This window comes from Shimia sagamensis (assembly GCF_900182745.1).
GTDB classification, from domain to species: Bacteria; Pseudomonadota; Alphaproteobacteria; order Rhodobacterales; family Rhodobacteraceae; genus Shimia; species Shimia sagamensis.
Map to the genome: position 1 here is coordinate 422,757 of NZ_FXTY01000003.1, position 26,290 is coordinate 449,046.

The 26,290-nt window shown below is 56.0% G+C and carries 24 protein-coding genes; 15 read left to right on the forward strand and 9 right to left on the reverse strand.

Annotation, left to right across the window (positions count from 1 at the left end):
- The first annotated feature begins 44 nt into the window (after positions 1-44).
- Positions 45-1,493 (forward strand): TrkH family potassium uptake protein, encoded by a 1,449-nt coding sequence (locus QOL67_RS10230; RefSeq protein WP_283425977.1) that lies wholly within the window; start codon positions 45-47, stop codon positions 1,491-1,493.
- Positions 1,493-3,133 carry a thiamine pyrophosphate-binding protein gene (locus QOL67_RS10235; RefSeq protein WP_283425863.1) on the forward strand — a complete coding sequence of 547 codons (1,641 nt, stop codon included), beginning with the start codon at positions 1,493-1,495 and terminating at the stop codon, positions 3,131-3,133. The genes QOL67_RS10230 and QOL67_RS10235 overlap by 1 nt, the downstream gene beginning before the upstream one ends.
- A gap of 74 nt (positions 3,134-3,207) precedes the next feature.
- Here QOL67_RS10235 and QOL67_RS10240 read toward each other — a convergent pair whose 3' ends face one another.
- Positions 3,208-4,992, reverse strand: coding sequence for a trypsin-like peptidase domain-containing protein (locus QOL67_RS10240; protein ID WP_283425864.1), 1,785 nt, complete (start codon positions 4,990-4,992; stop codon positions 3,208-3,210).
- 165 nt (positions 4,993-5,157) lie between these two features.
- On the opposite strand from QOL67_RS10240, the gene QOL67_RS10245 reads away from it, so the two are divergent.
- Entirely contained in the window at positions 5,158-6,087 is a 930-nt protein-coding gene (locus tag QOL67_RS10245; protein ID WP_283425865.1) for a glycine--tRNA ligase subunit alpha, read from the forward strand.
- 5 nt (positions 6,088-6,092) lie between these two features.
- On the opposite strand, the gene QOL67_RS10250 is transcribed toward QOL67_RS10245, so the two are convergent.
- Positions 6,093-6,731: a MarC family protein gene (locus QOL67_RS10250; RefSeq protein ID WP_283425866.1), complete on the reverse strand. Its 639-nt coding sequence runs from the start codon at positions 6,729-6,731 to the stop codon at positions 6,093-6,095.
- Between the two features lie 107 nt (positions 6,732-6,838).
- Here QOL67_RS10250 and QOL67_RS10255 point away from each other — a divergent pair, with 107 nt between their 5' ends.
- The 8 genes from QOL67_RS10255 to glmM all read left to right on the forward strand — a co-directional run bounded on the left by QOL67_RS10255 (position 6,839) and on the right by glmM (position 17,696).
- Entirely contained in the window at positions 6,839-7,366 is a 528-nt protein-coding gene (locus QOL67_RS10255) for a DUF6446 family protein (protein ID WP_283425867.1), read from the forward strand.
- 4 nt (positions 7,367-7,370) lie between these two features.
- On the forward strand, positions 7,371-8,582 hold the full coding sequence (gltS, locus tag QOL67_RS10260) for a sodium/glutamate symporter (RefSeq protein ID WP_283425868.1): 1,212 nt from the start codon (positions 7,371-7,373) through the stop codon (positions 8,580-8,582).
- A gap of 9 nt (positions 8,583-8,591) precedes the next feature.
- Complete coding sequence (glyS, locus tag QOL67_RS10265; protein ID WP_283425869.1) at positions 8,592-10,817, forward strand: glycine--tRNA ligase subunit beta; 2,226 nt, start codon at positions 8,592-8,594, stop codon at positions 10,815-10,817.
- Between the two features lie 137 nt (positions 10,818-10,954).
- Complete coding sequence (locus QOL67_RS10270; RefSeq protein WP_283425978.1) at positions 10,955-13,447, forward strand: putative PEP-binding protein; 2,493 nt, start codon at positions 10,955-10,957, stop codon at positions 13,445-13,447.
- Between the two features lie 15 nt (positions 13,448-13,462).
- Positions 13,463-14,236, forward strand: coding sequence for a cell wall hydrolase (locus QOL67_RS10275; RefSeq protein ID WP_430458947.1), 774 nt, complete (start codon positions 13,463-13,465; stop codon positions 14,234-14,236).
- A 127-nt stretch (positions 14,237-14,363) separates the two neighbouring features.
- Positions 14,364-15,302: a dihydroneopterin aldolase gene (locus QOL67_RS10280; protein WP_283425870.1), complete on the forward strand. Its 939-nt coding sequence runs from the start codon at positions 14,364-14,366 to the stop codon at positions 15,300-15,302.
- A gap of 38 nt (positions 15,303-15,340) precedes the next feature.
- The gene (folP, locus tag QOL67_RS10285; protein ID WP_283425871.1) at positions 15,341-16,360 is read left to right on the forward strand and encodes a dihydropteroate synthase; all 1,020 of its coding nucleotides are present in this window, start codon (positions 15,341-15,343) and stop codon (positions 16,358-16,360) included.
- Positions 16,350-17,696 carry a phosphoglucosamine mutase gene (glmM, locus tag QOL67_RS10290; protein ID WP_283425872.1) on the forward strand — a complete coding sequence of 449 codons (1,347 nt, stop codon included), beginning with the start codon at positions 16,350-16,352 and terminating at the stop codon, positions 17,694-17,696. Before folP ends, glmM begins: the two co-directional genes overlap by 11 nt.
- Positions 17,697-17,712: 16 nt before the next feature.
- On the opposite strand, the gene QOL67_RS10295 is transcribed toward glmM, so the two are convergent.
- The 3 genes from QOL67_RS10295 to ilvC form a co-directional block, all read right to left on the reverse strand.
- Positions 17,713-18,621: a DMT family transporter gene (locus QOL67_RS10295; RefSeq protein ID WP_283425873.1), complete on the reverse strand. Its 909-nt coding sequence runs from the start codon at positions 18,619-18,621 to the stop codon at positions 17,713-17,715.
- Positions 18,618-18,971, reverse strand: a complete 354-nt coding sequence (locus QOL67_RS10300) for a hypothetical protein (RefSeq protein WP_283425874.1) — start codon at positions 18,969-18,971, stop codon at positions 18,618-18,620. Before QOL67_RS10300 ends, QOL67_RS10295 begins: the two co-directional genes overlap by 4 nt.
- 133 nt (positions 18,972-19,104) lie before the next feature.
- The gene (gene ilvC, locus QOL67_RS10305) at positions 19,105-20,127 is read right to left on the reverse strand and encodes a ketol-acid reductoisomerase (RefSeq protein WP_283425875.1); all 1,023 of its coding nucleotides are present in this window, start codon (positions 20,125-20,127) and stop codon (positions 19,105-19,107) included.
- 131 nt (positions 20,128-20,258) lie between these two features.
- Between ilvC and QOL67_RS10310 the strand changes: the two genes are divergently transcribed.
- The 3 genes from QOL67_RS10310 to QOL67_RS10320 all read left to right on the forward strand — a co-directional run bounded on the left by QOL67_RS10310 (position 20,259) and on the right by QOL67_RS10320 (position 22,384).
- Complete coding sequence (locus QOL67_RS10310) at positions 20,259-20,714, forward strand: Lrp/AsnC family transcriptional regulator (protein WP_283425876.1); 456 nt, start codon at positions 20,259-20,261, stop codon at positions 20,712-20,714.
- Complete coding sequence (locus tag QOL67_RS10315; protein ID WP_283425877.1) at positions 20,711-21,166, forward strand: Lrp/AsnC family transcriptional regulator; 456 nt, start codon at positions 20,711-20,713, stop codon at positions 21,164-21,166. Before QOL67_RS10310 ends, QOL67_RS10315 begins: the two co-directional genes overlap by 4 nt.
- A 99-nt stretch (positions 21,167-21,265) precedes the next feature.
- Entirely contained in the window at positions 21,266-22,384 is a 1,119-nt protein-coding gene (locus QOL67_RS10320) for an aminotransferase class V-fold PLP-dependent enzyme (protein ID WP_283425878.1), read from the forward strand.
- A gap of 106 nt (positions 22,385-22,490) precedes the next feature.
- On the opposite strand, the gene QOL67_RS10325 is transcribed toward QOL67_RS10320, so the two are convergent.
- The 4 genes from QOL67_RS10325 to QOL67_RS10340 all read right to left on the reverse strand — a co-directional run bounded on the left by QOL67_RS10325 (position 22,491) and on the right by QOL67_RS10340 (position 25,525).
- Positions 22,491-23,189: a M50 family metallopeptidase gene (locus tag QOL67_RS10325; protein ID WP_283425879.1), complete on the reverse strand. Its 699-nt coding sequence runs from the start codon at positions 23,187-23,189 to the stop codon at positions 22,491-22,493.
- A gap of 3 nt (positions 23,190-23,192) precedes the next feature.
- Entirely contained in the window at positions 23,193-24,395 is a 1,203-nt protein-coding gene (locus QOL67_RS10330) for a UbiH/UbiF family hydroxylase (protein ID WP_283425880.1), read from the reverse strand.
- A gap of 62 nt (positions 24,396-24,457) precedes the next feature.
- The gene (locus tag QOL67_RS10335) at positions 24,458-24,664 is read right to left on the reverse strand and encodes a hypothetical protein (protein WP_283425881.1); all 207 of its coding nucleotides are present in this window, start codon (positions 24,662-24,664) and stop codon (positions 24,458-24,460) included.
- Between the two features lie 216 nt (positions 24,665-24,880).
- Positions 24,881-25,525 carry a pyrimidine 5'-nucleotidase gene (locus tag QOL67_RS10340; RefSeq protein ID WP_283425882.1) on the reverse strand — a complete coding sequence of 215 codons (645 nt, stop codon included), beginning with the start codon at positions 25,523-25,525 and terminating at the stop codon, positions 24,881-24,883.
- A 126-nt stretch (positions 25,526-25,651) separates the two neighbouring features.
- On the opposite strand from QOL67_RS10340, the gene QOL67_RS10345 reads away from it, so the two are divergent.
- The gene (locus tag QOL67_RS10345; RefSeq protein WP_283425883.1) at positions 25,652-26,290 is read left to right on the forward strand and encodes a GntR family transcriptional regulator; all 639 of its coding nucleotides are present in this window, start codon (positions 25,652-25,654) and stop codon (positions 26,288-26,290) included.

Here is a 26,290-nt window from a genome sequence, read left to right on the forward strand (position 1 = left end):
AAACGCGCTTGACAGCGGCTGGCCCAACCGCCAACCCTGCGCCCATGCTGGATTTACGACCCGTTGGATATGTGATCGGCCTTTTGGTGGCGATGTTGGGCGTGGCCATGTTTGTGCCCATGTTCGTTGATCTGTTGGATGGCACTGCCCATTGGGAAGCCTTCTTTGTGAGTGCAACCGTCACTTGCCTGTCTGGCGGCATGGTGGCGTTGTCGTGTCACAATGGACGGGGCGACGGCTTGTCTTTGCAGCAGACCTTTTTGCTGACCACTGGCGTGTGGCTTGCGCTTCCGATGTTTGGGGCTTTGCCATTTATTCTGGGCGCGACGGAAGCGCGGGTGGTGGATGCCTTTTTTGAAGCGATGAGCGGGTTGACCACCACTGGCTCCACTGTGTTCTCCGGGCTTGATGAACTGCCACGCGGGATGTTGTTGTGGCGCGGATTGCTTCAGTGGTTGGGCGGCATTGGTATCATTGTTGTTGCTATGGTATTCTTGCCGGAATTGCGGGTTGGCGGTATGCAGATTTTCCGAAGCGAGGGGTTTGATACGTTTGGTAAAATCCTACCACGTGCCACGGAAATCAGTAGCCGTATTTCGGTGATTTACATAACACTCACCGTGGCATGCGCTCTGGCCTATGTCATTACTGGCATGAACCCGTTTGATGCTGTTGTGCATGCGATGACCACCATCGCGACAGGTGGGTTTGCCAACTACGATTCGTCCTTTGGCGCTTTTTCCGTTGGGACAGAATATGTCGCTGTGATTTTTATGCTGCTCGCGGCGCTGCCGTTTGTGCGGTTTGTTCAAATGACCGCGGGCAGTGCCAAACCTCTTCTGCAAGACACGCAGATCCGGGCGTTTTTTATGACCGTTGCCGTGATTGTGATTATGCTTACCAGCTGGCAGGTGCTGAGCAATGGGCTTGGCAGTGAGGCTGGCTTTCGCAAGGTGCTGTTTAACACCACCTCAATTGTGACAGGCACAGGCTATGCGAGCGCCGACTACATGCTGTGGGGGGGCTTTCCCGTTTCAGTTCTGTTTTTTGCCGGCCTGATTGGTGGCTGCGCGGGGTCGACGGCCTGTTCGATCAAAGTGTTCCGCTATCAGCTACTGTTTGCCACCATCAAGACACAAATTCTCAAAATCCAGCACCCAAGCGGCGTGTTTACACCAAGTTTCCAAGGGCGCAAAATTGACGATGACGTGTTGAATTCCGTCATGAGCTTTTTTGTGTTCTTCACAGTGACACTGGGTGGACTCGCGGTGCTTTTGGGCATGACAGGGCTGGATTTCACAACAGCGCTCTCAGGCGCGGCGGCAGCGCTTGCCAATATTGGTCCAGGGTTGGGTGACATCATCGGCCCTGCGGGAAACTTTGCGACGCTAAATGATGCGGCCAAATGGCTGTTGGCGGCAGGCATGCTGATCGGCCGGCTGGAGCTTTTGGCGGTCTATGTACTCTTTACGGTTCAATTCTGGAGGGCCTGATGGCGGCAATTGATCAGGAAATGCGTCCGTTGGGCGCGCAGATATCCCACATGCTCAAAGCGCGTGGTGTGGATGTCATTTTTGGCATTCCAGGTGTGCACAATGTGGAGCTGTATCGCGGTATCGAAGAGGCAGGGATCACTCATGTTTTGGCGCGTCACGAGCAAGGTGCCGGTTTCATGGCGGACGGCTATGCGCGGGCCAGCGGCAAGCCAGGGGTGGCTTACGTCATCACTGGGCCGGGGGTGTGCAATATCATGACCCCGCTAGGTCAGGCCTATTCCGACAGTGTTTCAGTGCTGACACTGGCGAGTTGTCTGGATGACCATGTTGGCCGTCGCGGACAGTTACATCAGATGCAGGATCAACGTGCGGCAGCCGCATCCGTTTGTGATTGGGCGGAGGAAGCGCGCAGTGCGCGTGCGGCCTATGATCTGATCGATCGTGCCTTTGTAGAATTTAAGAGGAAGCGGCAGAGATCGAAGTACATTCAGGTTCCAATTGGCCTATTGGGCAGTATGGTAAGTGATGCCCCCAAGAAGGCGCCGGGGGACCACGCCAGCAGCGGTGGGCAGCAGGTGCCTGTGTCCTTGGGTGGCCTTGAACAGGCTCTGGTAGATGCGCAAAAACCGATGTTTGTGTTTGGGGGAGGGCTTGTTCAAAACGGTGCGCCAGCCGATCTGACGCCAATCGAAATTCTGGTGCGTGATCTGATGCGGCGCAGTGGTGCGGCTGCCTTCATGACCTATGCTGGGTGCGGGCTGTTGAGTGCGGAGGAGTCGCTGAGCTTTGGCACTTATTTGGGTCGCGGAGACAGTAAGCGCATTATTGGTGACGCTGATCTTGTGATTGTGATCGGGTCAGAGTTATCTGAATGTGACTTGTGGCGTGATGAGTTGGGCCACAAAGGAGTGTTGGTACGGGTAGATATCGATGCCGAAGTTTTGGCAGATCGTCATCGTGCCGATATCACCTTCCACTGCGAAGGGCGTGCATTTGTAGAGGCTTTACTGGCGGCGTTGCCTGCCGAAACCGCGGAACCACGGTGGAGCATAAGGGACATCGCAGCCGTCAAATCACGCTTTCGCGCGGAAACGGATGCAGAGCGGCCAGGTATTGCGGGCATTTGCGATGTCCTGTCGGAGGTCATGCCGGATGATGCGATGATCTACTCGGACATGACGCAATTTGCCTATGTTGCTAAAGAGGTTTGGGACATGACGCGCCCTGGCCACTGGCATCATCCCAGCGGGTTTGGCACGCTTGGCTACGCGCTGCCGGCCTCGATTGGTGGCGCGATGGCCCGCCCAGAAAAGCCGACGGTGTGCATCGCTGGCGATTATGGCTTTCAATATACCGTGCAGGAGCTAGGCGTTGCCGTGGAGATGAAGCTGCCGATACCGATTTTGCTTTGGGACAATCACAAGCTCAAGGAGATAGAGGACAGTATGGTGGCTAGCCAGATTGCGCCAAATGCGGTGATCGCACTGAACCCAGATTTCTGTAAGTTGGCGGAAAGCTATGGCTGCTTGGCAACGGAACCAAAGACTGTTGATGAATTGCAAGCGGCGCTGACGCTGGCCTTTGGCGCTGATCGCCCGACGTTAATCCGGATGACTTCGTCACTGTCGGCATCCTGAAACATCATCGGTCACAAATGCAAAGGGCGGCTCCGTTGAGAGCCGCCCTTTGCCGTTTTCATTGAGATGAGAATTTACCAGCAGCTCACCAGCACGGTCATGTCGCTGGCCTGTTTGGTCAAGTCTTCGGGTGCCAGAGAAGCGCCGTTGGACGACATGTCTGCTTGAATGCCTTCTTGCGCCAGGAGTGTGCGGATGGCGTCGCTGTTCACGGCAAAGTTCACCTCCTCTGGCAGTTGCTGAGCAGACTGTGCGTCGCGTGGCAGTAGCATACCAAAGACAGAGCCACCTGCGTCAAACACAGGCCCCCCCCAGTCGCCTGGCTGTACGTTCAGCGCCAGACGGGTGAGCTCCTGCTCGCCACGCAAGCCCTTTACATCAGAGAGTTGGCCAAATGTCAGAGTTGGTGCGCCAAGCGCACCTTCGTAGGAATAGCCAGCAACAGCCACTTCTGACTGGATGCGCGGCGCACCTTCACGCAACGTGGCCACATCGATTGGGGCCAGCGCGGAAGTTGGGCTCAGGATTGCAATACCAAGCGCCTCGTCGATGACCGCAACCTGCGCGTCGTAGTCTTCTTCAATGGTGACTTTGGCGCAGTTTTGCACAGCTTCGGCAGTGGTGACCACGTGGCCTTTGCGGTCGATGAAAAAACCGGACCGTGAGTGTTTAGGTTTGCGCACTTGCAGGCCCGAGATCAGGTCGATGTTTTGAGCAGTGCTGTCTCCCGCAGCAGGATCAAGCACGCCGCCAATGCGGGTGAAGCTGGCCTGCATCTCCCCCAGAATTCGAGTGCGGCGCTCTTCGTCGCCAGCGGGCCAGACGAGGGTGAAACCTTTGATTTGGCCTTCTTTCAAGGAGACCTCGGTGTGGCTGACAATGCTGGTGTTTTCACCCGTCAAAACGAAGCTGGATTTCTTGCGCTCGCGTGGGCCATTCAGCGGCACAACTTCAAGTGTTTGCATGATGTCGTAGAGGCCAAAAAGAGTGTTCTGGTCGCCTTCTTGACTGATCAGCAGAACCTTGGCTGGAATGTTGCCGGAAGCTTCGTATTGCACAAAAGGATACTCGGAGGCCGTTTTCTGCACTGCGCCCATTGGCACTATCATCTCAATGCCCGCATCCAGATCGCTGACCAGTTGCAGGTTCATGCCTTCCAACACGGCAAAGAACTGTTGGCGCAAGGTGTCGCGTTGCAACGTGGTCATTACGCCCGTCACGTCAAAGCCATTGTCGGCCTGCCAGTTGGACATGGAGGCACGTGTACCCCGTCCATAGGACCCATCGATGGCGGAATTGTAGTAACCTGCCCACTTCAGCCACTCTTGCAGAGTTTTCTTTTCGTCACGCGACAAAGCCGCTTCGCTTGCGCGGGCTTCGCGGACGGTTTCATCCGGCTGCTGAGGAACAACCGGGGCCACTTCCGGCTCAACCGGTGTTTCCACAATCACAACCTGCATGTCTTGAGCCGCGTTTTGCACCGGTTGCTGCCCGGAAAGCGCAGCTTGTGGGTTAGTCAACTGGTTGGCACCTACTGGCCAGAACTGGCTGCGGTACTCTCGTGCGGTTGCCAAATACGCATCCACGGGAATCACGCCCTCGGCGCGGTAAACGCGCAACACATTCTCCGCATCTGCGCGAAGGTATGGGCCAAGTGCGACGGCATACCAGCCGCCACCAAGGGCAAAGCCGTTTACATCGTCCATACGTTGGGCATAGGAGCGGATGTTTTCGCTGGCTTGCGTCAAGCTGGGTTGAGCCTCAAGCTGTACCCAAACGATGTCATCTGAGGATTGAGCGGTGGCGGGGGTGACACTGAAAAGCAGTGCCACAAAAAGCGACAGAATAGTGCGCAGCATATTTGAGGTAGTCCCTAAAACGCGTGACAATTGTTAATTAGCCGCCCTTTTATCAGGTTCGGCGCGGCTTGCACTCATAATTTGGTGAACTCTGACTTGGACGTTGTGTTGACCCCGTGCGAGCTTGCGCATAAGCAAGACCCGCGTTTGGAAAGGGCTTTCACCATGGCACATAACGACAGCAAACCACGTAGCTTCCAAGAGATCATTTTGCGGCTTCAGAATTATTGGGCTGAGAAAGGCTGCGCAGTGTTGCAGCCTTATGACATGGAAGTGGGCGCTGGTACCTTTCACCCGGCGACAACTTTGCGGTCGTTGGGCAGCAAGTCCTGGGCGGCGGCTTATGTGCAACCGTCGCGTCGACCGACAGATGGCCGCTATGGCGAGAACCCCAACCGTTTGCAGCACTACTACCAGTATCAGGTGCTGATCAAACCAAGCCCGCCCAACCTACAAGAGCTGTATCTCGGTTCCCTGGCCGCAATTGGCATCGACATGGAGATGCACGACATCCGTTTTGTTGAGGATGACTGGGAAAGCCCAACGCTTGGTGCGTGGGGTCTTGGCTGGGAAGTGTGGTGTGACGGCATGGAAGTCAGCCAGTTCACCTATTTCCAGCAGGTTGGTGGGCACGACTGTCACCCAGTGTCCGGTGAACTGACTTACGGTCTGGAACGTCTGGCGATGTATGTTCTGGGAGTCGATCACGTGATGGACATGCCCTACAACAATCCACAATCAGAGATCGCTCTGACTTATGGCGATGTGTTCAAGCAAACTGAGCAGGAATACAGCCGTTGGAATTTTGATGTGGCCAACACTGATGTGCTACTAAAACAGTTCGAAGAGGCGGAAGTGGAGTGCGAGAAGATCCTCGCGCAAGAGCATGTGGACCCAAAAACCGGCAAGCGCATCATCATGGCGCATCCGGCCTACGATCAGTGCATTAAGGCGTCTCACCTGTTCAACCTACTGGACGCGCGTGGTGTGATCTCTGTGACAGAGCGTCAGGCCTATATTGGCCGCGTGCGCGCGCTTTCAAAGCAATGCGCAGACGCGTTTGTGCAGACAGAGGCCGGTGGCTACGCGGCGTGAGCCAACTAGGCCAAACCTGGCAACAAAACTTTGGCGCCGTCGGCCACCATACCGACGGCGATTGCAATCAGCACCATACCCATTAGGCGCGTCATGATGGTGCGGGCGGTGTTGCTCAAGTAGCGGCCTATGTTGCCGGCGAAGTAAAACACCACGGCGATCATCAGCAGAACCAGAAAAACGCAACCAGTGTAAATCCCCCAATCGGAAGGCTGTTTCACTTGTTGGGCATAAAGGATCAGTGTGGTGATTGTGCCAGGGCCTACCAGCATCGGGAAGGTCATGGGATAAAACGCAATACTATCGGCGTCGGCTTTCTGCATGACCTCACGTTCGCGTTCTGTGCCGTGGTGGGCCGTGCTGCGCCGTCCATTGAGCATGACAAAGCCAATTTGCACCAGAACCATGCCACCCGCCACGCGAAAGGCATCAACTGAGACCCCAAAGAAAGAGAGAATCGCGGTGCCCGAGATTGCAATGATCACGCAGGACACGGCAGTGTAGGTGAGAATCTTAGTGGCCGCGCTGCGTTGTTCGGATTGGTGAAGGTCCTCTGTCAGGCCAAGGAACACCGGCAGGTTGATGAAGGGGTTCATAACCGCAAACAAAGCACCGAACATGGCGATGGCGAAGCTCTCGGACATGTATCCCCCTTTGAAGATCTCGCAAAATCACTTAGATCAGCGCCAACAGTGCCGTGGTCTTGTACATCACGCAATAGAAACAATACCCGTTGGGGGAAAGTATGAACATGACAGGAAAACTGTTTGGAGGGCTTATTGTGCTGACAGCTTTGGTTGGTGGCGTCGCCATGTATTGGTTGCAGGTCTATGGCTACTACGACGCGGTGCCCGCGTCGGATATGCAAAATGACGTGCAATTGACGCTTTTGGTAAATGGTCAGGCCGAGCCGATCTTGTACGAGGATTTTGAAGCCATTGATAGCGAGAGCTCCCCAATTCGCTACCGCGCCTGTTTCACCACGTCGATGAGTGAAGCCCTGCTGACGGAAACCTACGAAATGCTGGAGAAAGCTGAGCCGCGCAATGCGCCGAAGTGGTTTGAGTGTTTTGATGCAAAGGAGATCGGGCTGTCGCTGGAAAACGGCGAAGCATTGGCCTTTTTGGGTGAGAAAGACGTGTTGTATGGCATCGACCGCATTGTTGCGATCTTGCCTGATGGTCGTGGGTTTGCCTGGAATGAAATTAACGCCTGCGGCGAGATTGCTTTTGACGGCAAGCGCTTGCCCGCGCATTGTCCTCCACGACCTACGGAGTAAGTATATGGAACAGGTGTTTGTCGTCCCGGAAATGATCACGGCAACCTTGGGGTTTGCGGTGTTTTTGTTGGGTGCGCGTCTGACGCGAAAAGTCGCTTTCCTGCGGGAGTTCAATATTCCTGAGCCGGTTACAGGCGGCCTACTCGCGGCTGCGATCTTCGCGATCTATACGGCCGTGTCAGGGGTTGGGTTGAGCTTCGAAACTGGCGCGCGAGACTACTTTTTAGTGCTGTTCTTTGCTGGCATCGGGTTGAACGCGCGTCTATCCGATCTGCTTTCGGGAGGTAAAATCCTGGCCCTACTGTTGGTGCTGACTCTAGGTACAATCATTGTGCAAAGTGTTGTTGGGATCGCTGGCGCCACCCTCTTTGGGCTCCCTGCGCAGTCCGGTGTGTTGCTGGGGTCCGCCTCCTTGATCGGAGGGCATGGGACCGCTATTGCCTGGGCACCCAATGTGGCGGCAGCCACTGGATTAAATAGCGCGTCGGAGCTGGGCGTGGCAATGGCTACGCTAGGACTGATTGCTGCCTCGCTTGTGGGCGGGCCGATTGCCAAGTTTTTGGTGGGGCGGCATGGTTTGACCTCCACGCACCAAGGTGACGGCGACGTTGTTGGGGTGTCGTTTGAGGACGAACATGAGACCTCGGAAATCTGTCATGTGTCTTTGATGCGCGTAATGCTGAGCCTGCATATTGCGATAATTCTGGGCTATGTCTTGCACGGTATGCTTAAGGAAGCAGGTCTGATGTTGCCGCTTTTTGTGCCCTGTCTGATTATGGGCATCCTCTTGGGTAACCTGCGTCTGTTGATTGCGCCCAAAGCGCCGCCGGTGGCACGCACGCCAACTTTGGCGGTGATTTCAGAGTTTGCCCTAGGCGTGTTTTTGGCGATTTCCTTGATGACACTGGATTTTTCCACATTGAGTGGAGCCGGTTTGGCGATCATGGCCACGGTGGGCGTACAAACGCTCATCACCGTGGTTCTCGTCATTCTTGTCTTATTTCCAATTTTGGGGCGTAACTACGACGCGGCGGTTCTCGCCTCGGGATTTGCTGGCTTTTCCCTAGGCGCGACCCCCACGGCCATTGCCAATATGACAGCTGTCACCAAACGTTATGGCCCTGCGCCTATCGCCTTTGTCGTTTTGCCCTTGGTTTCAGCCTTTTTTGTCGATATCGCGAACGCGATTGTCATCCAATCCATCGTGAACTTCTAAGGACCCGTCATGCCTGATCTGTTGATCGAACTTTTTTCTGAAGAAATTCCCGCGCGTATGCAGGCGCGGGCTGCTGCTGATCTCAAGAAAAAGGTCACGGATGGTTTGGTTGACGCCGGTCTGACCTATGCCCATGCGCGGGCGCTTTCCACACCGCGCCGTTTGACGCTGGTGATCGAAGACCTGTTGGCGGAGAGCCCAACGGTGAAAGAAGAACGTAAGGGGCCAAAGGTCGGCGCACCAGAGAAAGCCATCGAAGGTTTCCTGCGGGGCGCTGGTGTATCCCGCGAGGATTTGGAAGAGCGCGACACGCCCAAGGGGGCGGTTTACTTTGCGAGCATCACTAAGCCCGGTCGGCCGGCGGCGGAGATCGTCTCGGAAGTGTTGGAAGACGCCATTCGCAACTTCCCATGGCCCAAATCGATGCGCTGGGGCACAGGGAGCCTGCGTTGGGTCCGTCCATTGCACTCCATTCTGTGTGTTCTGAGCGCGGAAGATGGGCACTCTGTGGTGCCGCTTGATGTTGATGGCATCAAGGCGGGTGATACCACGGAAGGTCACCGTTTTATGGGCAGCGGTCGTTTCACCGTACACGGTTTTGAGGACTATGAAGTCAAACTCAGACGAGACCACGTGATCCTGAACGCCGAGGAGCGGGCAGACATCATTTGGAACGATGCGACCAACATGGCGTTTGCCCAGGGGCTTGAGCTTGTCGAAGACAAAGGCTTGCTTGCCGAGGTGGCCGGTCTGGTTGAATGGCCGGTTGTGCTGATGGGCAACATTGCCGAGGATTTCCTTGGTCTGCCACCTGAGGTTCTGCAGACCTCGATGAAAGAGCACCAGAAGTTTTTCTCTGTGAAGAACCCAAAAACCGGTCGCATCGAGAAGTTTGTGACGGTGGCAAACCGTGAGACCAAAGACAATGGCGAGACCATTCTTGCTGGCAACCAGAAGGTGCTGTTTGCGCGTTTGTCGGACGCGAAGTTCTTCTGGGAGAACGACATTCGCGTGGCCTCTTCCGGGGCAGACGATTGGCTCGACAGCCTGAACAATGTGACCTTCCACAACAAGCTTGGCAGCCAAGGCGACCGCATCGCGCGCATCGCGGCGCTGGCAAGCGAAGTTGCACCGGTGACTGGCGCGTCCTTTGGTGAGGCGGATAAGGCCGCACGGTGGGCCAAGGCCGACCTGAGCTCGGAAATGGTCTATGAGTTCCCGGAATTGCAGGGCCTAATGGGTCGGTATTACGGCGAAGCAGCCGGTCATTCCGCCGCTGTGGCCGCGGCGGCAGAAGAGCACTATTCACCACTTGGCCCGTCTGATGATGTGCCATCCGCACCGGTGAGCGTGTCTGTTGCGATGGCAGATAAGCTGGATACGCTGACCGGCTTCTGGGCCATCGACGAAAAACCAACCGGTTCCAAAGACCCGTTTGCGCTGCGTCGCGCTGCGTTGGGTGTGATCCGTCTGGTTCTGGAAAACAACTTGCGCCTCTCATTGGATACGCACTTTGAGCGTCAACTTCTGCGTCACAAAGCGCATGAAACTCAGGACGATAAGCTGGCAGCAGCTCTGGCGAAAGACTTGGAACAGGAGATCGCGGACCATGGTGTGCTTGGTGCCGTTGTGCACACAGTGAAAGCGGCTATTGATGGCGAGTTACCAAAGCACATCGATGCTTTGCGGGAGACATTGCCGAACACTTCAGCGGATCTGCTGTTGTTCTTCCATGATCGTTTGAAGGTTTATCTTAAAGATCAAGGCGTGCGCCACGATGTGATTGACGCCTGTATCGCTATGCCAGGCAATGATGACCTTGCACTGCTGGTGGCGCGGGCAAAAGCACTGCAGGATTTTGTCGGCACCGAAGATGGTGAGAACCTGTTGCAAGGCTTCAAACGTGCCAACAATATTTTGAGCCAAGCGGAAGAAAAAGACGGCGTGGAATACTCCTTTGGCGCTGAAGTGAAGTTTGCAGAAGATGATAGTGAAATTGCGCTGTTTGCCACGCTGGATACTGCGGAAGAGGCAATTGCGTCGGCCCTTAAAACCGAAGATTTTGCTTCTGCTATGGGAACAATGGCGACGCTTCGCGCGCCCATCGATGCGTTCTTTGAGGCGGTGCAAGTGAACAGCGACAACGAAATTGTGCGCCGCAATCGACTTAACCTGTTGTCGCGCATTCGCGTGATCTGTCTGCAAGCCGCAGATCTGACCCGCGTCGAAGGCTAACAGCCTCAAAATTGTCGCGGCGGAACAGCAAAGGCTTGTTTCGCCGCGACGGCTGGCTATGCTGCGTTGCACAACAAAAAGGTGCCGCAGTGCAGCAAAGCGATCCGCATATCACCCTGATCACCCCTGATGCGCCTATGAGCGCTGCCACACATGGTGGACGGGCTAAGTGTTTGCAGCGACTTGTGCGGCTGGATTTGCCGGTGCCAAAGACTGTTGCGCTGTCCTTTGATGCGGTGCACGGGCTCGCTGCTGGTGATGTGCCGGATATGACAAGTGTGCTCGCGGCGTTTTCGGAAAGTCAATTGCTGTGCGTGCGCCCAAGCTCGGAAGATCCCGATTGGGGTGGCCCAGGCGCCATTCTGAACATTGGGATGAATGATATGCGTCTCTCAGAATTGAGCGACAGCATCGGAGCTGAAGCTGCAACGAAGCTCTATTTGAAGTTCATTCAATCTTACTCGATCCATGTGGCAAGGCTTGACCCGGATATCTTTGATGATCTGGACAGTGGCGCGCCGGACGCGGTTTCCGATTTTCTTGCGGCTTATGAAGATGAGGCCGAAGAGGCCTTTCCGCAGGATTTGGATACCCAATTGGCTGGTGTGCTGCGGTCTATGGCGCGGGCCTGGGAAGGCACCACCGCGAGATTGTTGCGCCAGGCCAAAGGTGCCCCGGCGGATGCTGGGTTGGGGTTGGTTATTCAAGCAATGGCGCTAGGTGTTGGTCGTGGCGAAAGCGGTAGTGGTGTTTTGCAATTGGTCAATAGCGACACTGGGCTGCGGCAGTTCACCGGACGATATTTGAGCCAGTCGCAGGGGCGTGATGCCTTGCAGACAGGTGCGGCCGCTCTGTTCCTGCAGAAAGACGACCGTGGGCCTTCGTTGGAAGAAAAAGCGCCAGCGGCATTTGCGCAGCTGACCGAACATGCAGCGTTGATGCGACGAAAGTTGCGCGAAGAAATGCAGTGCGAATTCACTTTGGAAAATGGCGAAATCTGCATTTTGGATGGCGTGCGCGTGCAACGGAGCGCTCGGGCTGCGGTGCGGATTGCGGTGTCATTGGCAGAAGATAAAATAATTCCACGCGAAGAAGCGGTGATGCGGATTGAGCCCCGTGCGCTTAATGAGCTGTTGCATCGACAAGTTGACCCCGAAGCGGAGCGCGACGTGGTGGGCACAGGAATTGGCGCGAGCCCAGGGGCCGCGACAGGCAAAATTGTGTTCACGGCCGCCGAGGCGCAAGCCAGCGCGGCACGTGGCGAGGCGTGTGTGTTGGTGCGCCGGGAAACCAACCCTGAAGACATCCGCGGCATGCACGCTGCAAGTGCCGCTCTGACCGAGCGTGGAGGCATGACCAGCCATGCAGCGGTGATTGGTCGAGGGCTTGGGTTGCCGTGTGTAGTTGGGGCAACATCAATGCGGTTTCAAACCCGTAAGAAGCGGATTGTGGCGGCTGACGGCCGTATCTTCAAAGAAGGCGATGTGATTACCGTGGACGGCACCAACGGGCAAATTTTGGGCGGAGAACCTCGAATGCTCGAAGCGGCGTTGGACGATTCCTTCCAAACTTTGATGGATTGGGCGGACGAAAGCCGTGACATTGGCGTGCGTGCCAATGCGGATACGCCGGCAGATGCAAGAACAGCTCTGGCATTTCAGGCAGAAGGCATCGGACTGTGCCGCACCGAGCATATGTTCTTTGAGGCCGATCAACTGATTGCCATGCGTGAAGTCATTTTTGCCAATGGGCCAGAAGACCGTAGTGTGGCGTTACAAGCTTTGTTGCCGATGCAGCGCGATATGTTTGTTGAGCTGTTTGAACTCATGGCAGGGCGTCCGCTGTGCATTCGTCTGTTTGACCCACCTTTGCACGAATTTCTCCCGACAGACCGGTCCGGCCTGCGTGATTTGGCTGAGGCGTTGAATCTGCCATTGTCGGATGTAACACGGCGCGTTGAAGCCTTGGTGGAATACAACCCAATGCTTGGCATGCGCGGGGTTCGTCTTGGAATCACGGTTCCGGAAATTCTCGACATGCAGGCGCGAGCCATATTTGAAGCCACGTTGGATTCCTGCGGCGAAAATGATCCGGTTGTTCCTGAAATCATGATCCCATTGGTGTCAGCCAAACGGGAGGTTGAATTGGTCAAGACACGCATTGATGCAATTGCGGCCGCCGTTAAGACAGAGCGGGGGCGGGAATTCGAGTATCGCCTAGGCGTTATGGTGGAGACCCCACGGGCCGCGTTGCGGGCTGAGGACATTGCCCCGCACTGTGAGTTTTTCAGTTTTGGTACTAACGATTTGACCCAAATGACCTATGGGCTATCGCGCGATGATGCAGGGCGTTTCATGAGCCCCTATGTGCAACAGGGCGTGTTCCCAGAGGATCCTTTTCATACGCTGGATCAGGAAGGGGTTGGCGAATTGCTGCGATTGGGAGCCGAGCGAGGCCGTCGCGCGCAACCGAACTTAACCTTGTCGGTGTGCGGGGAACATGGCGGGAGCCCCGAATCGATTGCCTTCTGTCGGGAGATTGGATTGGACTATGTGTCCTGTTCGCCGTTTCGAGTTCCTGTTGCCCGCTTGGCAGCAGCACAGTTGGCAATTTCGGATAAGCTGCAATAAAATAAGGGAAAATTTGTGAAGTTTGGGATGGGCCTGTGCCGCGCCATTGGTGCGGCATCGTGCGTTAGTGGACCATTTATGCTTTTTCCTTTAAGAGACGGTTCGTTGAAAGCTGCCAAGGGTATTTTGCCCCGTTACGAGGTTCAGATGCGCCAACTAATTGTTAGTGTTATTGTATTTGCTTTGACGGCTGGAATGGGTGCCGCGGAAGCGACACCATCCAACGTCAAAAACAGAGAAAAACCGCGCCAGTTGGTACTGTTTGATGGCAAGTCGTTGCGCGATATCTTTACCTCAAAGAAAACCAAGCCAACTGAGATCAGCTACAGCCGCGCGTTTATTGATAGCCTGCCGAAGGTGGGTGACGAAAACCGCAGCGCGGAATGGCAGTGCCTGTCGGAGGCGCTCTATTTTGAAGCGCGTGGCGAAAGCGTGAAAGGACAGTTCGCTGTGGCGGAAGTCATCATGAATCGCTCAACTCACACGTCTTTTCCAGACAGTGTTTGTGGTGTGATCAACCAGGGCACTGCCAGTGGTCGCAAATATCAGTGCCAGTTTACCTACAACTGCGATGGGATCACCAACAAGGTTCGCGAGCGGGATGCGTATGAGCGTGTGGGCAAGGTTGCACATTTGCTGCTCGACGGCGCGCCAAAGCAGTTGACGGATGGGGCGACCCATTACCACACCAAAGCTGTTAATCCCCGTTGGGCACGCACCTTCCCGCGAACCACAACAATTGGTGTGCATCATTTCTACCGTATGCCCACACGTCTTTCCAAAAACTAACGTTTTCCGAGAGAATAGGCGTTTCAGCGGCGCATTGTGCCGCTTTCCCCTATGGTCCGAGCCGAATTGGCCTGCTACTTGCTGCGCATCCGTCGTTGAATGTAGCTAAACTGCGTGGACCAAACACATGACTAACGAAATTCGTCTGGCATTTGCCCATCCCTCGGAACGTGCGGAGGCGACATCCGGGGGGGATCCTTTAGATCGGATCTCTCTGCGGGACCATATCGTTGAGGTCGAGATTGGCGCTTTTCAGGCGGAGCGGGGCGCAACACAACGTGTGTGTTTCAACGTTGTTGTTGAGGTACTGCCGACAAGTGCCGCTGTTGCTGACGATGACGTGGATCGCATCCTATCTTATGACAAAGTCACAGATGCCATTGCCTTTGAACTGGCTGCGGAACGCTTGAACTTATTGGAAACACTTGCCGCCCGTGTGGCTGATCGCGTGCTTTTGGAGCCCCAAGCGCAGCGGGTTTTTGTGCGGATTGAGAAGCTGGACCGTGGTCCGGGTGCTCTTGGGGTAGAAATTGTGCGCTCCCGCAAGGCGCATTTGGCGCCGGTTGAGACATTGGTTGAGGAAGAGCCACCAACGCCTCGAGTTGTGTTTCTGACCAATGAAGCACGGAGTTCCGAAAATCTGAATGGTTGGATTGACCAATTGGAAGCCGGTGAACACCCGTTGATTTTGTGTGTGGGTGCGCCCGAAACAGAGACACTGCAGACGGGTCTGGATCCGACACAGCGGCGGATAGATCTGTTGTCCATTGAGCAAAATGCATGGATGTTGGCGACCCGCGACAATCGGTGCGTGGTTGTTGCTACACGGACAGAATTTGATTGGGCCATGAAAAATGGCCAAATATGCGTGTGGGCACCCTCAAAAATCGTGCTGGATGCGGTGGATGGGCCAAGCGCTCCGCCAAGTGATGCCTTAAGGCTTGCAGGTTGGTTCGCGGCCGAGATGCAAGCTGCTGATTTCTGGGTGATTGGTGAAACTTCTGATGATGCGTATAAGGTTGAGACCGCGACGCGCCTAATTAGCTGTACTCAGAAAGTGCTTTGACACTTGCTTTTTGACCAGTGTTTTCGCAAGCAGCGGACATGAAAATCTATTATCGCCCAATTGTTCAAACCGATGTTGCCCGCCCTGCAAATGCCAAGACACTTGCGGGCGGATGGTGTTGGTTTACCGAGGTAGAGGCGCTCATGCGTGGTCAAGGCGCTCAGGTGTTGCCGGCAGACGCGGTGCCGTCAGATGTCTTGGCACGCCTTTGTGCGCCGCGTTCCTCGATTTGTGATCTGGACATGTCGATGCCTCATTTCATGGGGATTTTGAATGTTACGCCTGACAGCTTCTCGGATGGTGGGCGGTTTGAAGAGGCTGAAGCGTCGCTTAAGCAGGCCCGCAGCATGGTTGAGGCGGGCGCCGGTATGATTGACGTTGGGGGGGAAAGCACCAGGCCTGGCGCGAAGTTGGTCCCAGTTAGTGATGAAATCGCGCGCACGAATCCCGTCATTAATGCGATTGCCAACAAATTTAGCGTCCCAATCAGCATCGACACCCGAAAAGCGGAGGTAGCAAGAGCCGCTGTGGCTGCAGGGGCATCTCTGATTAACGACGTATCCGGCTTCACCTATGATCCTGAACTGGCGCAAGTGGCGGTTGAGGTGGGCCTACCTGTATGTGTCATGCATGCACAGGGTGATCCGGCTACGATGCAGCAAAAACCGACGTATGACGATGTGTTGCTCGACGTTTATGACTTTCTTGAAACACAAGTTGAGCGGCTTGCTAACTTGGGGATTGCACGTGATAAAGTTGTTATTGACCCGGGTATTGGGTTTGGAAAATCGCTTGCGCATAACCTTGCTTTATTGGCGCGTTTGAGCCTGTTTCATGGTTTGGGCTGCCCAGTCCTTATCGGGGTATCACGAAAGAAATTCATCGGTACAATCGGCAAGGCTTCGCTTGCTCAAGATCGTGTGCCGGGATCTGTGGCGGTTGCGCTTGAAGCAGTTGCGCAAGGGGCGCAGATTGTCCGCGTGCATGATGTGGCAGAGACCCGTCAGGCGGTGAACGTGTGGCAGGCAATGACAACAGGAGACTACAATGGCGCGTAAGTTTTTCGGGACCGACGGGGTTCGCGGAACCGCCAATATCTATCCGATGACAGCAGAGATGGCGCTTCGCATTGGCGCGGCGGTCGGGCGATACTTCCGCAACGACGGCACCAATCAGCACCGGGTGGTGATTGGCAAAGACACGCGGTTGTCTGGCTATATGTTTGAGAATGCGCTGACCGCGGGTTTGACCTCCACCGGGATGAACGTGTTTTTACTTGGTCCTGTTCCAACGCCGGCTGTGGGGTTGCTCACAACGTCGTTGCGGGCAGATTTGGGTGTAATGATCTCCGCCAGTCACAATCCAGCGGATGACAATGGCATTAAGTTTTTCGGTCCCGACGGATTCAAGCTGTCGGATGAAGTTGAGCTTGAGCTTGAGAAATTGATTGAAAGTGGCGTGGAGCCAGCTCAGGCTCCAAATATTGGACGCGCGCAGAGGATCGATGACGGGCGGTTTCGTTACATTGAGCGGGTGAAAAGCTCGCTACCACGCGACTTGCCGCTGCGTGGCGTGAAAGTAGTGATTGACTGCGCCAATGGCGCGGCTTATCGCGCCGCACCAGAAGCCCTGTGGGAACTCGGGGCAGAAGTGATCACCGTTGGTGTCACGCCAAACGGTTACAATATCAACGAAAACTGTGGATCCACCAGCCCCCGTACCGCACAGGAAACGGTAGTCGCGCATGGCGCAGACGTTGGTATCTGTCTTGATGGCGATGCAGATCGGGTGATGATCATCGACGAAAAAGGCAAGGTGGCCGATGGTGATCAGATCATGGGGCTTCTGGCCAGCCAATGGGCTGAACAAGGCCGTTTGAAGGGTGGAGCGCTTGTCGCGACGGTGATGTCTAACTTGGGCTTGGAGCGGTTTTTGGACAGCAAAGGGCTGCGCTTGGAGCGCACGGCTGTGGGGGATCGCTATGTGGTCGAGGCGATGCGCAAAGGTGGCTTCAATCTCGGCGGGGAGCAATCTGGCCACATCGTGATGACCGACTATGCGACAACCGGCGACGGCCTAATGGCTGGCCTGCAATTCCTGGCCGCTATGGTGGAAAGCGGACATAAGGCATCCGAATTAGCGCAGGTGTTCGAAACTGTGCCGCAGATGCTAAAAAACGTACGCTACGGCAATGGTCAGACGCCGCTGGATGAAGCTTCAGTTAAATCGGCGATTGCGGACGCCGAGGCAGCTTTGGTTGGGCATGGTCGCCTTTTGATCCGCAAGTCCGGGACAGAGCCGTTGGTACGGGTTATGGCTGAATGTGAGGATGCACAGTTATTGGAACGCACCGTCGATAGCGTAGTTGATGCGGTTCAGGCAGCAGTGTCCTGAGCCATCACGTCCTTCTTTAGCCAAACAGACGTCGCAAGGCACCCAGCTGGCTCAAAGCGACACCAGACAAAATCAGAACCGTTGCCCAAACCATGGAACCGGGCAGCGGTTCGCCCATCAGCGTGACGCCAAACACCACCGACCACAGCGGCACCTGATAGTTGGTGAGGCTCATGAACACGGGGCCAGCTGTGCGGATCACCACGATGCGCAGCAACGTGGCGCTAGCCGTGGGCACGAGGCCAAGCAAGGCAACCAATGCGAGGCCCTCAAGCGGGGGCATCGGGGGAGGGCCATGCTGAATGAACGCCAACGGGATGACCATACAGCTGCCAAAAATCAGGGTTGCCGCAGCCAGGCCAACGGGATCGAGCGGTGGAAGTCTACGCAGCACAATTGAGGAAACGCCGTAACAACTCGCGGCCGCGAGGCAGGCAATCTGCCCTGCGGTTTCCAATGGGCTGCCGCTGGAAGCAAAGGCTGCAGGTCCAATCAAAACAAGCACACCCGCAAAGCCGATGAGAAAGCCGAAGGTGCGGCGCAGGGTCATGCGTTCGCCAGGAACAAAGAAATGCGCAAGCGGCAGGACAATCAAGGCGACAGCGGCCATAGACACGCCGGTGAAGGCAGAAGTGACGTATTGTTGCGCCCAGGCGAGCAGCATGAACGGCACGGCTGCGCTAAAGACCGAGACAAAACCTAATCTTGTCCAATCTGTTTCCTGGGTGGTGAACATACGCCCCCCGCGCACTTGCCAAATGGCGATGGTGATCACTGCTGCAAAACTGATTCGGCCAGCGGCAACCCAAAAAGGCGGTATGTGGCCAAGCGCGAGTTTCTGCACCATGAAGGTGCCTCCCCAGATCAGCCCAAGCAGGGCAACCATTATCCAACTTTTGAGCGAAATCTCGGGGGAGGAGGTCATGTGATGCCTGCAAAAAGCGACAGTGCGAGAAATGTAAAAAGTGCGGCATGTCCTAAGGTGATGAGGATGCCCGCGATTTTCCAGCCCAAGGGCGTGGGGACGCCGGGACGAGACCGGGTGACGGCAACTGTCAGGGCAATCTGATACAGTGCTAATAATGCTGCCAATATGCCTGGAATGGCTTCGTTGATTGGCAGCACCAGTAAGAGCGCCATGAGAGGTTGATGGAACAGAGCGGTCCCGTAGTTGCCGACCCAAAAAGTTTCACCAGAGGGGCGCTCTCCGCGTAGAACGGCGCCCAGCCATTTAGGAGTAAACAGCGTAAGTTTTTCGTCAATTTCCTCGGCCATATCCAAGTTCCCTAAAACGTTGGCCGGACCATGCCTTTGGTAGCATGAAAGGTCAAACCAGTGGTCCGCAATTGGCCTGACTTGACACAAAAAAGGGGAGCCGAAGCTCCCCTTTTCCGAAGCGGTGCCTCGCTTAGTTCTTCGCTTTGTCGACCATTTTTCCAGCGGAAATCCACGGCATCATGCCGCGCAGTTTAGCGCCGGTTTCTTCGATCTGGTGCTCGTCGTTTGCGCGACGGGACGCTTTGATGGTTGGCTGGCCAACCGCGTTTTCCAGCATGAAGTCACGTACAAATTTGCCGGACTGAATGTCAGTCAGAACGTCTTTCATGCGCGCTTTGGTTTCGTCGTAGTTCAGGATGCGCGGACCAGTGACGTACTGGCCAAACTCAGCTGTGTTGGAGATGGAGTAGTCCATGTTGGCGATGCCGCCTTCATAGATCAGGTCCACGATCAGCTTCACTTCGTGCAGGCATTCAAAATATGCCATTTCAGGGGCATAGCCGGCTTCCACCAGGGTTTCGAAGCCACAACGGATCAATTCAACCAGGCCACCACAGAGAACGGCTTGTTCGCCGAACAGGTCGGTTTCACATTCTTCGCGGAAGTTGGTTTCGATGATACCGGAGCGACCACCACCGATTGCGGAACAGTAGGACAAACCGATTTCCAGCGCTTTGCCGGTTGCGTCGTTGTCTACAGCAACCAAGCAAGGCACGCCGCCGCCCTTGGTGTATTCGCCGCGCACGGTGTGACCTGGTCCTTTTGGCGCCATCATGATCACGTCCACACCTTCTTTAGGCTCGATCAGGCCAAAGTGAACGTTCAGGCCGTGGGCGAATGCAATCGCGGAACCCGGCTTGATGTTGTCGTGGACGTATTTCTTGTAGGTTTCAGCCTGCAGTTCGTCGGGCATAGTGAACATGATCACGTCACACCAGGCAGCAGCCTCTGCAATGCCCATAACCTTCAGGCCTTCGCCTTCAGCTTTCTTGGCTGATGCAGAACCTTCGCGCAGAGCAACAACGAGATTCTTGGCACCTGAGTCACGCAGGTTTAGTGCGTGCGCGTGACCTTGCGAGCCGTAGCCCAGGATGGCTACTTTTTTGTCTTTGATCAGGTTGATGTCGCAATCGCGATCGTAATAAACGCGCATGATGGGCGCTCCTTTGTCTGGTTTCTGGAGGCAGAATACGGGTTTGAGTGTGGTGCGCGACCATGTTGTGGTGGTTTTTGCGGGTAATTTGCGTGTATGTATGCGTGCAGATGGCCAAAAGGGGAAAAATCATGCTTGATGATCTTGATCGCCGCATACTCCGCTACATGCAGGGGGATCCGACTCAGTCTGTGCCGGAGTTGGCGGATCGCCTGTCTATGACGACACCCCGCCTCACACGGCGTATTGAGAAGCTTAAAGAGGCGGATGTCTTACGTGGGCAACGGGCGGTAATAGATTGGCAGGCTTTGGGCTATGCGGTCGAAGTTTCGCTACGAGTGACGCTAGATAAGACACAATCGCGGGCGTTTGATGAGTTTATAGAAGCGGCGCGAGACATTCCGGAAGTCACGGAAATTCAAACGTTTCTGGGGCGTGTGGATGTGCGTTTATCGGTGATTGCAAAAGATATGGGCCACTATCAGGAGGTGTACCGCAGTCGTATTCTGACCTTGCCGCATATCGCAGATATTGAATCGTTGATGCATGTGGCGCGGATCAAGTCGGATGAAAGCCTGCCGATATGATTGAGTTGGATGAGATAGATCGCTGCCTTCTCAAGGCGTTAGCGGAAGATGCGACACAGAACGCAGGCTCGTTGGGGCGGCGGTTTGGGCTGTCGCAACCGGCGACGTGGCGGCGGATCAAGCGATTGCAGGACAGTGGGGCGATTGCCGGACGTAAGCTGGATCTAGATTATGAGAAGCTGGGTTTTGGCGTGACGGTGTTTCTTGGGGTGAAGTTGGCCACCAAAGGTCGGGTGAGTTTGGACGACTTTGAGCGGGCTGTGTCGGCCATTCCGGAAGTCCAGACGGTGGAGCACGTGCTTGGGCTTTATGACTACCGGCTGCGGGTCACAGCGCGCGATATATCTGATTTTGAACGGGTTTTGCGGCGTCGGGTGATGACATTGCCGGGCGTTGGCAATGTGGAAGCCAATGTTTTGTTGAGCGAGGAACGACGGCCGGGACCGTTGTAAGCGCTTGATGGAAATGACGAAGGGTCTTGAAGGCTTTGGGTGATTGGTTGGCGGGCCACTTTGGGCTACACCGTAGGTAACATGATAAGGAGTTTCCCGATGGCACATGACATCGATCCCGGTGGATTGAGCGAGTTTTCCGTGGTGTTCACGGACCGGTCCCTAAACCATATGTCCAAGACTTTTCAGCAGGTTATGCGGGATATATCCGACCTTCTGAAGGAGGTCTATAACGCTGAAGCGGTGGCCTTGGTGCCCGGTGGTGGGACCTATGGTATGGAAGCTGTGGCGCGGCAGTTTGCGGCGGGGCAGAAAACGCTGGTGGTGCGGAATGGCTGGTTCTCCTACCGTTGGAGCCAGATTTTTGAGGCGGGCGGGTTTGCCGCGGAAAGTACTGTGATGAAGGCGCGGCAGACTGGGAACGGGGCCACTGCGCCGTTTGCGCCAGCGCCGATTGCGGACGTTGTGGCGGAAATTCATAAGCAAAAACCGCAGGTTGTCTTTGCGCCACATGTGGAAACCAGCGCAGGTGTGATCTTGCCGGATGACTACATCAAAGCCATGGCTGAGGCCGCGCATGAGGTTGGGGCCTTGATGGTTTTGGATTGCATTGCCTCTGGCTGTGTCTGGATCGACATGAAGGCGCTGGGTGTGGATGTGTTGTGCTCTGCACCGCAGAAGGGCTGGAGTGCGTCGCCGTCGGCTGGTTTGGTGATGATGTCGGATAAGGCTTTGGCGCGGTTGGAAAATACCACGTCTGATAGCTTTGCGCTCGATCTGAAAAAATGGCGTGACATCATGGTGGCCTATGAGAATGGCGGCCATGCCTATCACGCGACCATGCCAACGGATGCGCTGCGGGCGTTCCGCGATACGATGCTGGAAACCAAAGAATACGGCTTTGACAAGCTACGTTTGGCGCAGTGGGCGCTGGGCGATGGTGTGCGTAACGTACTGAAAGAAAAAGGCATTCAGTCTGTTGCAGCGGAAGGTTTTGGCGCGCCGGGGGTGGTGGTGAGCTACACCAGTGATCCGGGGGTTCAGAACGGCAGCAAGTTTGCGGCTGAGGGTATGCAGATTGCTGCCGGTGTTCCGTTGGCCTGTGATGAACCAGAAGGTTTCAAGACCTTCCGGCTTGGGCTGTTTGGGTTGGACAAATTGTACGACGTGGACGCGACAATAAATCGTTTACGAAATGTGCTTGATACGGTGCTTTAGCACGTCGGTATCGCGTCTGTATTACGACTGTTTTGCGGAGGTGGCGTTTTTGGCGCTGCCTCCGTTTCATTTTGGAGTTTGTTTTGCAGAAATAGCCGAATGGGGGCTAAATCGTCTTTGCGCGGCGCAGCACAATGTTGCTGTTTTGAGGCAATCCGTAGCGCACGGTCAGGGCAATCACTGCGAGGCTGATCGCTAACCAAAGGCCGCCCCAAAGAAGTGTGGAGCCGCCAATTTGTTCGGCCAGTATGCGGGCGTCAGAGCGCAAATGTGCGCGGCGGATGGTGTCGTCAAATATGTCGAGCGGCGCGTAGATCATGCTGCTGATGCCAATGGTGCGCAGGATCATGTCGTTGATCTCGCGGCTCATGTATCGGCTTGCCGCCAGCATGGCTGCGCCTGTCGCCAGTGTGAAGCCCAAGGCAAAGAGGTCGCGGACGTAGAAGGCGGCCACGGCTAGGGTGATTATGCCAAATCCTGCAAGGATTACGCGGTCCCAATGGGTGCGTAGGGCTAATACAAAAAGTGCGGCACCAATCAGCAGAGACCCGAGGTATCCGGCGGAGGTGATCCAGAACGGGCTGCCGCCGCGTGCGGTAACCAGACCGCCTTCGTTGGGGCTTACTGACAGGCTGAGGACTTCGCCTCCGGTTACGATCGCGGCGAGTGCATGGGATAGTTCATGCAAGAACACCGTGAGGATGCGCAGCGGCAATAACACATCGGTGTTCCAGAGGAGCGTGATCAGCAACGTCAGGGTTAGAAGCTGCCAATGGTTGGTGACAAACGTGTGGAGGGCGCGCATCGATTAGCGCACGCCCAGCCCCATTTGCATCAGCGTTTTGCGGACAGGTCCAAGCGAATAGAGCGCGTTCAAGCCAAGTGCGCGGGCGTTGCGCAGCGGTTGGGCTTCGGCCATGGAGGCGCGGTTGAGCAGGTCGATGCCTTTCACGCGCAGTTTGACCTCGGTGAAGCGTTTGCGGTGGTAGCGCTCCAACATGCGGTCGCTGCCCAGATCAGCTGGGTCGGCCTTGGCCAGTTCCAAAAGAACCCGCATGTCGCCAAGGCTCATGTTCAGACCCTGCGCACCGATGGGTGGCACCACATGGGCGGCCTCCGCCACGAGGGCAAGGCGCTGACTGTAAAGCCGGTCTGCAGATTGTGAAATGATGGGCCAGATGGTGCGGTTGGAGGCCAACGTGAGCGGGCCAAAAAGGGCACAGCTGCGCTCTGTCATTTCCGCTTCAAAGTCTGCCTTCTCCATGGTGAAGAGTTCTTGGGCCCGTGGGCCACGTTCCATCCAGACCAAGGCCGAGGAGGGCATGCCGTTGTGGTCCGGCAGGGGGACCAAGGTGAACGGGCCGCCTGAGCGGTGGATTTCGGTGGAGACATTGGCGTGCGGGATTGGGTGCGTCACGGCCAGCGCAAGCGCTTTTTGCCCGTAACGCGTGGTTTTGGTGCCGATGCCTGCGGCTTCGCGCATCGGGGAGTTGCGGCCATCAGCGGCAATCACCAGACGGGCGCGGGTTTGGCTGCCATCCGACAGGCCAACGCGGGCTTCATGTGTGCGGGTGAACAGCGTGGTGGTGCCACAGCCCATGCGCAGATCAACGTTGGGCAACTCTTCCAGGCGGGCGATCATTTCGCGACGCAGGAGCCAGTTGGGCAGGTTCCAGCCAAACGGCTGTTCAGAAATGTCGGAGGCGTCGAAGTCTTTCACGATGCGCGGCTCGGCCACTTCGCCACTAGCATCGACGATGCGCATGATTTGCAACGGCGCTGCGTGGGCGTCTAGACGTTGCCACAGGCCGGCGTCTTCAAGAAGAGTTCGGGCTGGTTGTAAGAAGGCGGTGGTGCGCATGTCGGCGCCTTTGGCGTCCCGCTCTGTGATCGCGGGCGCAGGGTCGACACATTGCACGGAAAATCCAGCAGCGCCAAAAGCAGCGGCGGCAGTCAAACCGGCGATGCCGCCGCCGGAAATCAGGATGTCCACTTGGGTTGTCTCAGTCATGGCAAAGGCCTCCTGCGCGGCACCTTACGCCTGGCTCAAACCAGTTCCAAGGGGATGAAGTGTCACCCTCGGGAAATCAGGATCAGAGCAAGATAAACCACGGGGACTAGGGCCACGGCGGGGATGTAGAGACCCGGTACGCCAAACATGGCAATGGACGTGCCCCAGAGGGCAGCAATCAGCGCAATGAAGGACCAAACCCAGGTTTCTGGGCTGATTTTGGATGTGGTTTTGGTGGCGGGGATTTCAGATGCAGAGGCAAGGCTCATGGTGGCAGTCCTTTACAGGGCCCGCGCCGGGGAGGGCGCAGGGGAACGGGGAGGATAACGCTATAAGATAGCACTGTGGGACACGACACTGCCGCGCTTTCCCGATCCCTCAGATCTGTCAGAAAGGCTCTCCTGCCGCGCGGTTTAGATATTCATCTGGGCTGCATCTTTAAACCGGCACCTTGTCGCACTGCGACCACATGCCCGACCCGACTTTTAGCGTAGTTTTGACAGAAAAGCCGTGAGATCGTCAGTGTGGAAATGGATGTGGTTGTGATCCAGCGGATCCGGGGCGACGTGCACAGTGCACATGCCCATGTCGTGAGGGGCCTGCAAATTGCGGGGATCGTCTTCGAACATGGCGGCGGATTTGGTTTCCACGCCGTCTTTTGCAAAGATGGTTTCAAACGCGGCGCGTTCCGGTTTGGGCAGAAAGTTGGCGTGTTCAACGCCGTAGATGGCATCAAACAAACCATCCAAGCCGCGAGAGGCCAGCACACGTTCGGCATAAGGCGCGGTGCCGTTGGTATAGACAATGCGGCGGCCGGGCAGATCTTTGATGTATTGTGCCAGCAGGTGATCGGGCTGCATGTGATCCAGCGAGATGTCGTGCACATCAATCAGGTAGGGTGCCGGATCAACATCATGCTCGCGCATCAGGCCGGTGAGCGTAGTGCCGTAGCGTGCCCAGTAGTCTTGGCGCAACTGATTTGCCTTGGGGCGATCTACGCCAAGGGCTCCCATCACATAGTTGGTCATCCGCACTTCGATCTGATCAAACAGACGGGCTTCGGGCGGATACAGGGTGTTGTCGAGATCAAACACCCAAGTTGTGACATGTGAGAAAGACTGCTTTGGCATGAGGGTGTGATACGCGGCGGGGTGGTCTGGCGCAACGGGGAAAGAGTTTTCCCAGTGTGTCGTGGGGGTTGCATCAATTGGCGCAGCGCGTAGTCTGGCCTGCAAGACAATAAAGGACCGCGCCAGATGTCGCAGACGACCCGCCCAAACAAAGACGCCTATACGCTGATTCTCGAAGCGATTGATGTGGGGGTGTACAAACCCGGTGACCGGTTGGTGGAGAGCGATTTGGCCGAGCGGTTTGGCATGTCGCGCACTCCCATCCGGGAGGCGTTGCAGCGGTTGGAAACCCAGTCTTTGTTGGCGCGGGACGGGCGCAGCTTGATTGTAAACTCACTGGATCACAACCAGATGGCGGAGCTGTATGTTGTCCGTGGTGAGCTGGAAGGGCTGGCAGCGAGACTGGCGGCGCATCACGCAACCAACGAAGAGGTGCGGGTGTTGCAGGACATGGTGGAGGCGGACAAGGCGCGGGTGGATGATCCCTCTGCGTTGGCACGCTCCAACCGGCGGTTTCACAAGCAGATCCATCTGGCGAGCCACAACCGCTATTTGGTGCAGCAATTGGATCTGGTGCATCGCTCCATGGCGTTGATGGCAACCACGTCGATTGCTGTCGAAGGGCGCGGCGAAGACACGTTGGTGGAGCATCAGGCGATTGTCGATGCGATCACCGCGCGGGATGGCGATGCGGCGGATGCGGCGTTGCGGGCGCATATTTCGACGGCGTTTGTGACGCGGTTGAAGCAGGAAAATTCAGAATAA

Bases quoted from the DNA above. Each gene is read 5' to 3' on its own strand.
- QOL67_RS10230 (WP_283425977.1), top strand. From the start codon at position 45: ATGCTGGATTTACGACCCGTTGGATATGTGATCGGCCTTTTGGTGGCG.
- QOL67_RS10235 (WP_283425863.1), top strand. From the start codon at position 1,493: ATGGCGGCAATTGATCAGGAAATGCGTCCGTTGGGCGCGCAGATATCC.
- QOL67_RS10240 (WP_283425864.1), bottom strand. From the start codon at position 4,992: ATGCTGCGCACTATTCTGTCGCTTTTTGTGGCACTGCTTTTCAGTGTC.
- QOL67_RS10245 (WP_283425865.1), top strand. From the start codon at position 5,158: ATGGCACATAACGACAGCAAACCACGTAGCTTCCAAGAGATCATTTTG.
- QOL67_RS10250 (WP_283425866.1), bottom strand. From the start codon at position 6,731: ATGTCCGAGAGCTTCGCCATCGCCATGTTCGGTGCTTTGTTTGCGGTT.
- QOL67_RS10255 (WP_283425867.1), top strand. From the start codon at position 6,839: ATGACAGGAAAACTGTTTGGAGGGCTTATTGTGCTGACAGCTTTGGTT.
- gltS (WP_283425868.1), top strand. From the start codon at position 7,371: ATGGAACAGGTGTTTGTCGTCCCGGAAATGATCACGGCAACCTTGGGG.
- glyS (WP_283425869.1), top strand. From the start codon at position 8,592: ATGCCTGATCTGTTGATCGAACTTTTTTCTGAAGAAATTCCCGCGCGT.
- QOL67_RS10270 (WP_283425978.1), top strand. From the start codon at position 10,955: ATGAGCGCTGCCACACATGGTGGACGGGCTAAGTGTTTGCAGCGACTT.
- QOL67_RS10280 (WP_283425870.1), top strand. From the start codon at position 14,364: ATGACTAACGAAATTCGTCTGGCATTTGCCCATCCCTCGGAACGTGCG.
- folP (WP_283425871.1), top strand. From the start codon at position 15,341: ATGAAAATCTATTATCGCCCAATTGTTCAAACCGATGTTGCCCGCCCT.
- glmM (WP_283425872.1), top strand. From the start codon at position 16,350: ATGGCGCGTAAGTTTTTCGGGACCGACGGGGTTCGCGGAACCGCCAAT.
- QOL67_RS10295 (WP_283425873.1), bottom strand. From the start codon at position 18,621: ATGACCTCCTCCCCCGAGATTTCGCTCAAAAGTTGGATAATGGTTGCC.
- QOL67_RS10300 (WP_283425874.1), bottom strand. From the start codon at position 18,971: ATGGCCGAGGAAATTGACGAAAAACTTACGCTGTTTACTCCTAAATGG.
- ilvC (WP_283425875.1), bottom strand. From the start codon at position 20,127: ATGCGCGTTTATTACGATCGCGATTGCGACATCAACCTGATCAAAGAC.
- QOL67_RS10310 (WP_283425876.1), top strand. From the start codon at position 20,259: ATGCTTGATGATCTTGATCGCCGCATACTCCGCTACATGCAGGGGGAT.
- QOL67_RS10315 (WP_283425877.1), top strand. From the start codon at position 20,711: ATGATTGAGTTGGATGAGATAGATCGCTGCCTTCTCAAGGCGTTAGCG.
- QOL67_RS10320 (WP_283425878.1), top strand. From the start codon at position 21,266: ATGGCACATGACATCGATCCCGGTGGATTGAGCGAGTTTTCCGTGGTG.
- QOL67_RS10325 (WP_283425879.1), bottom strand. From the start codon at position 23,189: ATGCGCGCCCTCCACACGTTTGTCACCAACCATTGGCAGCTTCTAACC.
- QOL67_RS10330 (WP_283425880.1), bottom strand. From the start codon at position 24,395: ATGACTGAGACAACCCAAGTGGACATCCTGATTTCCGGCGGCGGCATC.
- QOL67_RS10335 (WP_283425881.1), bottom strand. From the start codon at position 24,664: ATGAGCCTTGCCTCTGCATCTGAAATCCCCGCCACCAAAACCACATCC.
- QOL67_RS10340 (WP_283425882.1), bottom strand. From the start codon at position 25,525: ATGCCAAAGCAGTCTTTCTCACATGTCACAACTTGGGTGTTTGATCTC.
- QOL67_RS10345 (WP_283425883.1), top strand. From the start codon at position 25,652: ATGTCGCAGACGACCCGCCCAAACAAAGACGCCTATACGCTGATTCTC.